This window comes from Amycolatopsis vancoresmycina (assembly GCF_000716785.1).
Taxonomy (GTDB): domain Bacteria; phylum Actinomycetota; class Actinomycetes; order Mycobacteriales; family Pseudonocardiaceae; genus Amycolatopsis; species Amycolatopsis vancoresmycina.
On the sequence record NZ_JNYY01000011.1, the window covers coordinates 198052 to 209044 of the forward strand.

Here is a 10993-nt window from a genome sequence, read left to right on the forward strand (position 1 = left end):
TAGCCCCCGGGCATGAGTACGAACATCTTCGTGATCGGCCTGGACGAGGAGAACCGGCGGGTCCTGGAACGCCTGCCCCTGGCCGGGACCTGCTCGTTCCACGGCCTGCTGACCCCGGAAGAGCTGCAGCACGGCGAGATCGACTTCGAAGCCCTCCTGAAGACCGCCCAGCACGAGCTCGACGCGTTCGACGGCGACGTCGCCGCGATCGTCAGCTACTGGGACTTCCCGGCCGCGTCGCTGGTTCCCATCCTGTGCGCCCGGTACGGCCTGCCCAGCGTGTCGCTGGAGGCGGTGCTCAAGTGCGAGCACAAGTACTGGAGCCGGCTGGAACAGAGAAAGGCCATCGACGAGCTGCCGGACTTCGGCATCGTCGACCTCGACGGCGCCCACCCCGCCCCGCCGGACGGCGTCGGCTACCCGATGTGGCTCAAGCCGGTCAAGTCGTTCTCCTCCGAACTGGCCTTCAAGGCCGAAAACGACGCCGAATTCGCCGGTGCCGTCGCCGAAATCCGGGCCGGTGTCGGCCGGGTGGGGGAGCCGTTCGGCTACGTGCTCGAACAGGTGTCGCTCCCGCCGGAGATCGCCCGCGTCGGCGGCGCGGCGTGCCTGGCCGAAGAAGCGCTGCACGGCGTCCAGGCGGCCATCGAAGGGTATGTCCACCAAGGCGAAGTCACCGTCTACGGTGCCCTCGACTCGATCAACTACCCGGACAGCTCCTCCTTCCTGCGCCACCAGTACCCGTCGCAGCTGGGGGAGGAGCCGGTCCAGCGGATGCGGGACGTCGCCGAGCGGGTGATGAAGCAGATCGGCTTCGACAACGGCACCTTCAGCATCGAGTTCTTCTGCGACCCCGAATCCGGCCAGGTGTGCCTGCTGGAGATCAACCCGCGGCACTCGCAGTCGCACGCCGAGCTGTTCGAGTTCGTCGACGGCGTGGCCAACCACGAGATCATGGTGCGCCTCGGCCTCGGTCAGGACCCCGGCCGCCGCCCCACCAAGGGCACCTACCAGATCGCCGGAAAGTGGTACCTGCGCCGCTTCGAAGACGGCGTCGTGACGCGCGTGCCGACCCGCGAAGAGATCGAAGCCGTGCAGGAGCGCGTCGACGGCACCCAGATCGAAATCATCCCCGAGGTGGGGCAGCGGCTTTCCGACCTGCCGGAGCAGGACAGCTACAGCTTTGAACTGGCGCACCTGTTCGTCGCCGGGCACACCGAACACGAAATGGTGCAGAAGTACCAGGCGTGCGTGGACGCGCTGCCCTTCGAGTTCGCTTGAGGGATGAAAAGCGGGGGTCGCGTTCGGACAGTCCGAACGCGACCCCCGCGGGACGGCCCGCGGTCAGCCCGACTGCGGGTCGCTGTCGTCGTGCTGATCGCCGTCCGACGTGCCCTGCTCGCCGCGGAGGGTTTCGCGCTGGGCTTCCGGCGTGTCACCGTGCGGGTCGTCGCCGCGGGCGCCTTCGGCCGGCTCGGTCGGGTGCTGCGTGCGCTCTTCGGACGTCATCCCGGTTCTCCTCTCCTCGATCCGTTCCGTCCCGGATACCCCGCCGCACCCGGCTCAACCACGGCGTTTGCCGCGGTGATCGCCGGGTAAGCCCGGAACGACGCGGTTGTCCCACCGGCGATCGCGCCGGGCCGCGGCGAGTGGAGGAGACCCAGATGACCACGTCGGCGGAACCCGTCCGCCCGGGCCCCTTGGCCGCCCGGCCCGTCGCCCCCCGTCCCGTCCCGCCCGCCCCGCGGATGCTGCGGCTGCCGGGGGTGTACCGCCCCCAGGAGGACACCGCCCTGCTCGCCGCGGCGATCGCCGATCTCGCGATCCCGGCCGGCGCGCGGGCCCTCGACCTTTGCACCGGCACCGGCGCGCAGGCCGTCACGCTGGCCCGCCGCGGCGCGGGAACCGTGTTCGCCGTGGACCTTTCGCGCCGGGCGCTGGCTTCGGCGCGGCTCAACGCGCTGGTCCGCCGGCTCACCGTGCGCCCGTGCCGGGGCGGCCTGAGCCGGGCGCTGCGCGAAGGCCCGTTCGACGTCGTCGTCGCGAACCCGCCGTACGTGCCGTCCGCGGCCCCGGCGGTCCGGTCCACCCGGGGCTGGGACGCGGGCCCGGACGGCCGCGCGGTGCTCGACCCGCTGTGCGCCGCCGCGGGCACGCTCCTGCGTCCCGGCGGGACCATGCTGCTCGTGCAGTCCGCCCTGTCCGATGTGGACAGGTCGCGGGAACTGCTGACCGCGCAGGGCCTCCGGACGTCCGTCGCCCGCCGCGCGTGGATCCCGTTCGGACCGGTCCTTTCCGGACGGACGGCGTTCCTGGAGGCGGCCGGGCTGATCGAGCCGGGGCAGCGGGTGGAAGAGCTGGTGGTGCTCCGTGCCGTCCGCTGAGCGCCCCCGCCGGGTGACCGTCGTCCCGGGCGGGCCGGTCCTCGTGGAGGGCCCGGTCGAGCTGAGCACACCGGAGGGCGGCACCGTGCGTTCGGACCGGTTCGTCGTCGCGGTGTGCGCGTGCCGGCGCAGCAAGCGGTTCCCCTTCTGCGACACCAGCCACCGCAAGCGGATCCGCACCCGGACGGAGGACTGAACCGGTGGCCTCCCGGCGAACCGGGAGGCCACCCCCACGTCAGTCCAGCGGCAGCCGCAGCGACGATTCCCCGGCCTGCCACCGGCCCAGCACGTGCTCGCCGAAGCGGCCCTCGAGGAACTCCGTCGCCTGGATGCCGAACACGACGTCCGCGGCCAGCGCCGGCTCCTGCTCCAGCAGGTCGCCGAGGACGTCGTGGCGCATCACCTGTTCGTGGACCGCATCGGCTTCGATGTGCTCGGTGTAGAAGAACCGGCACGCCTCCGGCGCGTCGAGGCGGCCCAGGGCCTGGTCCATCCGCTGCGCCGACGGCCCGGTCGTGATCTCCGCCGCCGCGAAGTGCCCGCACAGCGCGCCCCGCAGGGACCGGTGCAGGCCGAACAGCGACATCATGTTGACCACCGCCAGCATCGCGCCGGGGACGTGGTCGATGAGCTCCAGGTAGCCGTCCGGCAGGCCGGCCGCGCGCAGCAGGTCCGCGTAGAGCCGCGCGTGCACGAGTTCCGCGCGGCCGCCGCCGAACTCGTCGAACTCCACGGCCACCAGCGCGGCCTTGGCCCGGCCGCGCAGCCGCGGGATCACCCACGCGTGCGGGTCGGCTTCCTTGTGGTGGTAGACCGAGCGGTGCGTGAAGTACTCCCGCACCTGCGCCCAGTCGCCGTGGTCGCGCAGGAAGTGCGAAATCCCTTCGACGTCGATCGGTTCGACCAGCAGGCCGTCGAGCTCGCCCGCCACGTCGTCCCCGCCGGCCACGTTTTCCCGCAGCGCGGCGAGGAACCGCGCCTCCAGCGCGCCGCGCAGCCGCAGCACCTCCGGGTCCCACTCCCAGTCGGCCGAGACCCCGGGCAGGCCCTGGTAGTGCAGTTCGTAGCACAGGTGCAGGGCGAGCTGGAGGTCGTCGCCGAGCGGGTCGGCGTCCGCGAGGCCGTCGAAGTCCAGGTCCGCCCGCGGGTGTTCGCGCCGGAGCGTCCCCAGCACGGATTCCGACAGCGGACCCCGGGCGGCAGGCAGGGTGGCCGCGCCGGTGGCGGTGGAGGTCGTCATGAGCCAGGGCTACCCCGTGAGCAGCGTTCCATGCTCCACCGGCACGGTGGCCGCGGTGAGCCACCGCACCGCGGCCGCCGTCCCGTCGACGGCCGCCGCACGCTGCTGCACGGACCCGGTGCCCCCGGTGTGCAGCGCGCCGACGAGCTCTTCGACCTCGGCCAGGTCGCCGCTCTCCTCGAGCGGCGTCCGGACGTGCGCCAGCAGGGCTTCGACCAGCGTCCACGCGGGACGCCGCGTCTCCTCGGCGGCGTCGACGAGCTCCCCGCCGAGGCCGTGGCGCGCCGCCGTCCAGACCGCCGCCGCGGCCACCTGCGGGGACAGCGGCGCGGCTTCCCGGCCTTCGGCCAGGTCGGCCAGCGCCCGCCGCACCAGGGCCCGGCTCAGCAGGGCCTGCAGCACCGCGTGGTCGACGGTCAGCGCGGTGTCGGCCACCCGGAACTCGACCGTCGGGAACCGGCCGGACGGGCGGGCCAGCCAGAACGACTGGTCCGCGTCGACCAGCGCGCCGCAGTCCACCAGCGTCTCGACGGCGCGGCGGTACTCGGCGTGCCCGCGCAGGTGCGGCGGGACGCCGGAACCGGGGAAGCGGGACTGCAGGACCATCCGCCAGCTGTGGTACCCGGTGTCGCGGCCCTGGTCGAACGGCGCGTTGGCGGACAGCGCGAGCAGCGTGGGCAGCCAGCGGCCCAGGTGGTTGACGACGGCGACCGCCGTGTCGGGGTCGGGCACCCCGACGTGGACGTGGCACCCGCAGGCTTCGTAGTCGGCGACGACCGCGCCGTAGACGGCGTCGATTTCGGCGTAGCGGCCGGTGCTCGCGGGCGGCGGCCCGGCCGGGCCCGGCCCGACCGGCGTGCCGGTGGCCAGCAGCGCGCAGTCCTCCGCCGCCGCGGCCCCGGCCAGCACCCGCCGGGCCGCGGTCAGCTGGTGGCGCAGCTCGTCCGCGGTGGTGCAGACGCCGCTGGCGGCTTCGAGCTGGGTGAGCCGTAGTTCGCGGTGGATCTTCACCCCTTCGGGCAACGGGCCGTGGTGGCGGTGGCGGGCCAGCACCGGTTCCGCGCACGGCGAGGCGTGCCCGGTGCGCGGGTTCACGAGGAGGAACTCCTCTTCGACACCCATCGTGGGCGGGCCGTCGGGCATGGGCGGGCTCCTTCCGGACGGGCGTTGGCCGGGGATACCCGCTCCGGCCACGGAAATGCGGCGGGGACCCGGGGCTTGTTTCGCTGCTCGCCCGCCGCGGGTACTTGGCCGAGATGACAACGCACCACTGGCCGTGGCCGATCGGGGCGGACGCCCCGGCGGCACACCGCCTGCCTTCGCCCCGCGCCCCGTCCGAAGCCGACCCGGGCAGCCGGATCCGCTGGAAGAGCGCCGACGCGGTCGTCGTGGAGGTCACCGGCGAGGTGGATCTCTGCACGGTGGCGCGGCTCGCGGCCGTGCTGGACGAACACGTCCGCGCCCGCCCCGGCGTCCTGCGGGTCGACCTCGGGCAGGTCGGGTTCCTCGGTGCCGCCGGCATCCGCGTGCTGCTGCGGGCCGAGCGGCACGCCGAAGCTGCGGGCGTCCACCTCGTCGTGGACGCGGGTGGCTCGCGGGCCGCGGTCCGCGCCCTCGACCTGCTCGACCGCCTCCAGGGGCGCTAGTCCCCGGCGAGCAGGTCGACGACGTCCTCGCCGCGGTGGCGCTCGGCGAACCGGCGCCGCTGCCGGTCGGCGCCGCCGCCCTCGGCGGCCAGCCGGGCCGTTCCTTCCCGCGCGAAGTCGAGGTCGCCTGCCGCTTCCAGCGCGGGCGCGGTCAGCTCGATCAGAGCGTCGAGGACCACCTTCGCCGGCTCCAGGTCGCCGGTCTTCGGGTGCGGGCAGCAGCCGGTCACCCCTTCGCGTGACGCCCGCCAGAGCTGGGCGCGCAGCACTTCGTTCGGCAGGTGCGGCCGGGGCGCGTCGCCGGCCAGCGCGGTGGCGACCAGCCCGCGGGCCAGCACCGCCAGCAGCACCGCGTCGTCCGGGGTGGCGGCGACGTCGGCGATGCGGAATTCCAGCGTCGGCTGCTTGTCCGAGAGCCGGACGTCCCAGTAGATCATCCCGCGGTCGAGGATCGAGCCCGCGCGCAGCCACGCGTCGACGATGCTTTCGTACTCGTCCAGCGACGCGAAGTGCGGCGGCGGCCCGGCCGACGGCCACCGGCTCCACTGCTGGTAGCGCCAGCTGCAGTAGCCGGTGTCGTAGCCGTCGGAGATCGCCGAGTTCGCGGTCACGGTGAGCAGCGCGGGCAGCCACGGCCGGACGTGGTCGAGCACGTGGACGCCGGTCTCCTTGTCCGGGATCGCGACGTGCACGTGGCAGCCGCACGTCAGCGAAGTCCGTGCGGTGGCCCCGAAGTGCTCGGCCATCCGCTCGTAGCGCGGGTTCGGCGTGATGACGGGCGGGCTCTCCTCGGACAGCAGCGGGGACGCGGCGGGCAGCAGCCGGTACCCGCGCCGGCGCGCCGCCTTCGCCAGCTCGCCGCGCAGCCCGCGCAGCTGGCGCAGGGCCTCGCCGTGGGTCCGGCACACGTCGGTGGCCGCCTCGGCCTGTGACCGCGTGAGTTCGTGCTGCAGCTCGCCCTGGTCGTCACCGGCCGCTTCGGCCGCGTCCACGACGTCGTCGCCGGCCTGGGACAGGTGACCACGGCGGTCGACGACGAAGTACTCCTCTTCGACGCCGAACGTCAGCACGTCGCCGATCGGTTCGTTCACCGGTGTTCTCCTGGGGGGTCGGGGAACCGCGGGGTACCCGGACGGGAAATCCGGCAAACGGCGTTTTCCCCGGCGGAGAACGGGTATCCCGCCGCTCATGAACCCGAGCGCCGCCTCTTCGCCATCGCTGCTGGCCGCCGACGCGGGTGCCACCGTTCGCCGGCTGTCCCGCTGCGTGGGCGAGGGCGAACTCGACTCCCCGGCCGAGATGTACCGGGTGCTCGGTGCGCTGCGGCTGCTGGCCGACGACCTGACCCAGCTGCTGCCCGCCCTGCAGGGACGGCTGGAGGACGGCCTGCTGGCCGGCCGGGTCGTCTGCCCCGGCGCCGACGCGGTCGCCGCGACCTGGGCTTCGGTGGGGGAGGTCGGCCGGGCGCTGGCGCACGCCAGGACCGTGGCGCTGCTGATGACCAAGGAACTGGAGAACTCCCAGGTCGCCCTGCGGGACCTGGCCACACCGTGAGGACACCGATGTCGACCGACGCGATCGTGCTGCTCAAGAACGACCACAAGACCGTGGAGAAGCTGTTCAAACAGTTCGAAAAGGCGGGGGAGGACGCGTACGACGAGAAGCGCCGGATCGCCGACTCCATCATCGAGGAGCTGACCGTCCACGCCTACATCGAGGAAGAGATCTTCTACCCGGCCGCGCGGGAAGCCGTGCCGGAGACGAAGGACCACGTCCTGGAAAGCGTGGAGGAGCACCACGTCGTCGTGTGGATGCTGTCGGAGCTGCTCGGGATGGACCCGAAGGAGGAGACCTTCGACGCGAAGGTCACGGTCCTCACCGAGAACGTCCGCCACCACGTCGAAGAGGAAGAGGACGAGTGGTTCCCCGAGGTCCGCTCGGCGATGGGCCGCAAGCAGCTGCAGGAACTGGGGCAGCGGATGATCGACGCCCGCCCGAAGGCGCCCAAGAACCCCCTGGAACTCAAGAGCGCCAAAGCCTGACCCGCGCGCGCCCGTGTCGTGAGTGGTAAGGCGGGTTAGAACCCGCCTTACCACTCACGACCGGTTCGCGACGACGCGGATCGACTCGAGCCGGGAGTCCGCGGGGTCCGGCAGGAGCATGCCCGCGTCCAGCCCGCTGCGCAGGTAGTCGACGACGGGCCTGGTGATCACCTCGCCGGGCAGCACCCCGGGTGCCCCGGGCGGGTACGGCGTGATCATCTCGGCCGCGATCCGGCCCACGGCCTCCGCCGCGGGCACCTGTTCGGCCGGGCCGAAGAACGCGTCCCGCGGCAGCATCGCCGTCTCCAGTTCCAGTTCCCGCGGCGACGGCAGGTCCACCTCCGGCGGCTTCTCGAACGAGGGTGCCGCCTTCACCAGCTCGTCGATCGCGCCGATCAGCGTGCCGGCCGTGTTCTCGTCGTCGGCGTGGGTGAACTGGGCGACGATCCGGCGGTGGTCGGACAGACCGACGGTGACGCGCTGGTGCTCGCGCAGCCAGTCGGCCGCCTGGTACCCGCTGATGCCCAGCGGCACGAGGTCGAGCACGACCTTCAGCGGGTCGGCGGACTGGGCGAGGTCCGGGCCGAGGAATTCGTCGTACATCACCGTCACGCCGAGGCCGGCCAGCCGGCCGCGCACCGACTCCACGAGCGCCAGCGCACCGTCGAGGAGTTCCTTGCCCTGTTCGGCCATCTGCCGCCGCCAGCCGTCGAGGGCCGCGTAGACCAGCGAGCTGGCACTGGTCGTGCCGAGCAGGTCCTCCCGCGCCTTCAGCACCTTCGGGTCGACGCGGTCGCCCTGGAGGTGGAACACCGAGCTCTGCTCGACCGCGGCGCCCATCTTGTGCACGCTCGTGACGCACACGTCGGCGCCCGCGTCCATCCCCCACGGCGGCAGGCCGTCGTGGAACGGCAGGTGCGCACCCCACGCCTCGTCGACGATCAGCGGCAGCCCGCGTTCGTGGCACCACCCGGCGATGGCGCTCAGGTCGCCGCACGTCCCGTAGTCCGTGGGCGTCACGACCAGCGCGCCCTTGACTTCGGGGTCCCGTTCGTACGCCTCGGCGAACTCCCGCACGCCCGGCGGGTGGCTCAGGTGCCGCTCGGCGTCCCAGTGCGGGTGCACCCACACCGGCCGGACCCCGCTGACGATCAGGCCGGAGATCACCGACTTGTGGACGTGCCGGGGGACCAGCAGCTTTTCGTGCGGGCCGGCGACGGCGAGCATGGCGCTCTTCACCGACAGGGAACTGCCGCACGTCGAAAAGAACGTGTGCTCGGCGCCGACCGCGTCGGCCATCAGCTCCTGGGCCTTGGCCAGCACGCCCTGGTGCATCAGCCGGTCGTCCAGGCCGTTGAGCGCGATGACGTCGGACCTGAACACCTCGGCGCCGACGACCGCCAGCACCCGCGGGTCGACGCCGCGGCCCTGCTTGTGGCCGGGCGCGTTGAACGGGACGTAGCCGGCGCTGTGGTAGTCGCGCAGCGCCTCGAGCACCGGTGCCTTGCTGTGGTCCATTCCGCCGGAGTAGCCGGAGGCGGCCCGCGCGAAACCCCGGTGGCGTGACCCTGTGCGGTTGGGGTATTCCGGAGGGCATGGAGTGGCACGAGGAGCTGCACGAGCGGGCCGACGAGCGGATCGAGCACCTGGACGAGCGGCTGTGGGCCGTCGCCACCGCGCTGCACGAGCAGCCGGAACTGTCCTATGAGGAGCACGCCGCCGCGGACCGGCTCACGCGCGAGCTGGCCGCGGACGGCTTCGAGGTCGAGACGGGGGTCGCCGGGCTCCCCACGGCGTTCGCCGCCCGGGCCGGCGAAGGGCGGCCGTGCGTCGCGCTGCTGCTGGAGTACGACGCCCTCCCCGGGCTCGGGCACGCGTGCGGGCACAACCTGATCGCCGCGGCCGGGCTCGGCGCCGCGCTGGCCGCCAAGGAGGTGCTGGGGGACACCCCGGGGTCGCTGCTCGCCGTGGGCACGCCGGCCGAGGAACGCGGCGGCGGCAAGGTCGCGCTGGCCGAGGCGGGGGTCTTCGACGACGTCGACGCGGCCCTGATGATCCACCCCGGCGTCCACTCGTGGTCGTGGGCGCCGCTGACCGCGCAGGTGGAGCTCAAGGTGACCTTCCACGGCCGCGCGGCCCACCCGACCGGCGACCCGGAGGCGGGCATCGACGCGCTCGCCGCGCTGATCCAGGTGTTCGGCGCGGTTTCGGCGCTGCGCCAGCGGCTGCCGCCGGGTTCGCACGTCCAGGGGATCATCACCCACGGCGGCGAGGCGACGAACATCGTCCCGGACCGCGCCGAGGGCCGCTTCGGCCTGCGGGCGCTGACGACGGACGCGCTGGACCGCCTGGTCGAAGCCGTGACGACGTGTGCGGAGGGCGCGGCGCTGGCAACCGGCGCGAAGGCCGAGGTCGAACGCCTCGGCCGCGGCTATTCGCACTTCCGCGACAACCCGGTGCTGTCCGAGCGGTTCACCGAGCACCTGGCGGCGTGCGGGATCCACGCGACCCCGCCGGCACCCGGCGTCTACCTGGGATCGTCGGACATCGGTGACGTCAGCGTCCGCGTCCCGGCGATCCACCCGTTCGTGGCGATCGCGGCGGAGGAGTACTCGGACCACACGCCGGAGTTCGCCGAAGCGGCGGCGAGCCCGCGGGGGCGGGCGGCGATGCTGGCGTCGGCGGCGGCGCTGGCCCGGACGGCGATCGACCTGCGGACGCACCCGGCGCTGGTCAGCCGGGCGTGGGACTGCTTCCGCGACCTGGCGCGGACGGGGTGGTGACCGGGCGCCGCCGCAGGAGCCGCTCCACGTGGTTCATCGCCTCCACGCCCTCCGGGATCGCCTGCATCAGCCAGTTGTGGAACATGCCGGGGTATTCGCGGTAGTCGACCTCGGTCCCGGCGTCGCGCGCCCGCGCGCGGAACCGGCGGCAGTCCGGCAGCAGGACGTCCCGGGTGCCGATGAACAGCGTGATCGGGGCGAGCCCGGCCGGGTCGGCGTGGATCGGGCTGACCAGCGGGTCACGGGGATCGGTGCCCTCGGCGTACATCCGGCCCGCCTCGCGCAGCCCGGCGATGCCGAGCATGGGGTCGGTCTCGTCGAGCAGCTCCGAGACGGGATCTTCGAGCAGGACGTCGAGCCACGGCGAGTACAGGATCAGCCGTTCGGGCTGCGGCCGCCCGGCCGCGCGCAGGTTCTGGGCGATCGCCAGGGCCAGCGCGCCGCCCGCCGAGTCGCCGGAAACCACGACCCGCTCGGCCTCGATCCCGTCGTGGGCCGCCTGCACCATCGGGATCGTCGCCGTGTGGTCGTGGTGCGGCACCAGCGGGTACACCGGCAGCGTCACCGCGCAGCCGAGCCGTGCGACCAGGTCGGCCGCGTACGTCCAGTGGTGCTTCTCCACCTGCTCGACGTACCCGCCACCGTGCAGGTGCAGGACGTGCAGGTCGCTCGCCGGCTCGGTGCGCGGCCGGAAGGTGAAGCAGGGGAAGCCGTTGACCTCGTGCTGTCCGACGTCGACCCGCCGCCGGATCTTCCGCGGCGGCCGGGCCATCGACGGCTTCTGGTGCCGCGGCAGCCGGTGGTGCAACGCCGAGGCGTTGTCGTAGAACCGTTTCTGGCCCGACGCCCGCAGCGCCGCCATCCGGAGCTTCGCCTGCACACTGACCACGTTCGCACT

General features: G+C 73.2%; 13 protein-coding genes. 7 read left to right on the forward strand and 6 right to left on the reverse strand.

Annotated features, from left to right (window positions below; genetic code table 11):
• The first annotated feature begins 12 nt into the window (after positions 1-12).
• Complete coding sequence (locus OO60_RS26620) at positions 13-1281, forward strand: ATP-grasp domain-containing protein (protein ID WP_003063237.1); 1269 nt, start codon at positions 13-15, stop codon at positions 1279-1281.
• A gap of 63 nt (positions 1282-1344) precedes the next feature.
• Here the strand turns inward: OO60_RS26620 and OO60_RS47205 are convergent, their stop codons facing one another.
• Positions 1345-1509, reverse strand: coding sequence for a hypothetical protein (locus tag OO60_RS47205; protein ID WP_003063234.1), 165 nt, complete (start codon positions 1507-1509; stop codon positions 1345-1347).
• 155 nt (positions 1510-1664) lie between these two features.
• Between OO60_RS47205 and OO60_RS26625 the strand changes: the two genes are divergently transcribed.
• Positions 1665-2384 carry a methyltransferase gene (locus OO60_RS26625; RefSeq protein WP_003063232.1) on the forward strand — a complete coding sequence of 240 codons (720 nt, stop codon included), beginning with the start codon at positions 1665-1667 and terminating at the stop codon, positions 2382-2384.
• Positions 2371-2580, forward strand: coding sequence for a CDGSH iron-sulfur domain-containing protein (locus OO60_RS26630; protein ID WP_003063228.1), 210 nt, complete (start codon positions 2371-2373; stop codon positions 2578-2580). The genes OO60_RS26625 and OO60_RS26630 overlap by 14 nt, the downstream gene beginning before the upstream one ends.
• 39 nt (positions 2581-2619) lie before the next feature.
• Here OO60_RS26630 and OO60_RS26635 read toward each other — a convergent pair whose 3' ends face one another.
• Positions 2620-3624: an iron-containing redox enzyme family protein gene (locus OO60_RS26635; protein ID WP_003063226.1), complete on the reverse strand. Its 1005-nt coding sequence runs from the start codon at positions 3622-3624 to the stop codon at positions 2620-2622.
• 9 nt (positions 3625-3633) lie between these two features.
• A complete protein-coding gene (locus tag OO60_RS26640; protein WP_033262300.1) occupies positions 3634-4767 on the reverse strand; it encodes a carboxylate-amine ligase in 1134 nt (377 codons plus the stop codon).
• 113 nt (positions 4768-4880) lie between these two features.
• On the opposite strand from OO60_RS26640, the gene OO60_RS26645 reads away from it, so the two are divergent.
• Entirely contained in the window at positions 4881-5270 is a 390-nt protein-coding gene (locus tag OO60_RS26645; RefSeq protein WP_033262301.1) for an STAS domain-containing protein, read from the forward strand.
• Here the strand turns inward: OO60_RS26645 and OO60_RS26650 are convergent.
• A complete protein-coding gene (locus OO60_RS26650) occupies positions 5267-6361 on the reverse strand; it encodes a carboxylate-amine ligase (protein ID WP_033262302.1) in 1095 nt (364 codons plus the stop codon). The genes OO60_RS26645 and OO60_RS26650 overlap by 4 nt on opposite strands.
• 97 nt (positions 6362-6458) lie before the next feature.
• Between OO60_RS26650 and OO60_RS26655 the strand changes: the two genes are divergently transcribed.
• Together OO60_RS26655 and OO60_RS26660 are read left to right on the forward strand one after the other, a co-directional pair.
• Entirely contained in the window at positions 6459-6824 is a 366-nt protein-coding gene (locus OO60_RS26655) for a hypothetical protein (RefSeq protein ID WP_033262303.1), read from the forward strand.
• An 8-nt stretch (positions 6825-6832) separates the two neighbouring features.
• A complete protein-coding gene (locus OO60_RS26660) occupies positions 6833-7312 on the forward strand; it encodes a hemerythrin domain-containing protein (protein ID WP_033262304.1) in 480 nt (159 codons plus the stop codon).
• A 54-nt stretch (positions 7313-7366) separates the two neighbouring features.
• Here OO60_RS26660 and OO60_RS26665 read toward each other — a convergent pair whose 3' ends face one another.
• A complete protein-coding gene (locus OO60_RS26665; protein WP_033262305.1) occupies positions 7367-8830 on the reverse strand; it encodes an aminotransferase class I/II-fold pyridoxal phosphate-dependent enzyme in 1464 nt (487 codons plus the stop codon).
• Between the two features lie 77 nt (positions 8831-8907).
• Between OO60_RS26665 and OO60_RS26670 the strand changes: the two genes are divergently transcribed.
• On the forward strand, positions 8908-10095 hold the full coding sequence (locus OO60_RS26670; RefSeq protein WP_033262306.1) for an amidohydrolase: 1188 nt from the start codon (positions 8908-8910) through the stop codon (positions 10093-10095).
• Here OO60_RS26670 and OO60_RS26675 read toward each other — a convergent pair.
• Positions 10046-10984: an alpha/beta hydrolase fold domain-containing protein gene (locus OO60_RS26675; RefSeq protein ID WP_003085213.1), complete on the reverse strand. Its 939-nt coding sequence runs from the start codon at positions 10982-10984 to the stop codon at positions 10046-10048. The genes OO60_RS26670 and OO60_RS26675 overlap by 50 nt on opposite strands.
• Positions 10985-10993: the final 9 nt, after the last annotated feature.

Coding starts and splice junctions, on each gene's coding strand:
- OO60_RS26620 (WP_003063237.1), top strand. CDS start 13: ATGAGTACGAACATCTTCGTGATCGGCCTGGACGAGGAGAACCGGCGG.
- OO60_RS47205 (WP_003063234.1), bottom strand. CDS start 1,509: ATGACGTCCGAAGAGCGCACGCAGCACCCGACCGAGCCGGCCGAAGGC.
- OO60_RS26625 (WP_003063232.1), top strand. CDS start 1,665: ATGACCACGTCGGCGGAACCCGTCCGCCCGGGCCCCTTGGCCGCCCGG.
- OO60_RS26635 (WP_003063226.1), bottom strand. CDS start 3,624: ATGACGACCTCCACCGCCACCGGCGCGGCCACCCTGCCTGCCGCCCGG.
- OO60_RS26640 (WP_033262300.1), bottom strand. CDS start 4,767: ATGCCCGACGGCCCGCCCACGATGGGTGTCGAAGAGGAGTTCCTCCTC.
- OO60_RS26645 (WP_033262301.1), top strand. CDS start 4,881: ATGACAACGCACCACTGGCCGTGGCCGATCGGGGCGGACGCCCCGGCG.
- OO60_RS26655 (WP_033262303.1), top strand. CDS start 6,459: ATGAACCCGAGCGCCGCCTCTTCGCCATCGCTGCTGGCCGCCGACGCG.
- OO60_RS26660 (WP_033262304.1), top strand. CDS start 6,833: ATGTCGACCGACGCGATCGTGCTGCTCAAGAACGACCACAAGACCGTG.
- OO60_RS26665 (WP_033262305.1), bottom strand. CDS start 8,830: ATGGACCACAGCAAGGCACCGGTGCTCGAGGCGCTGCGCGACTACCAC.
- OO60_RS26670 (WP_033262306.1), top strand. CDS start 8,908: ATGGAGTGGCACGAGGAGCTGCACGAGCGGGCCGACGAGCGGATCGAG.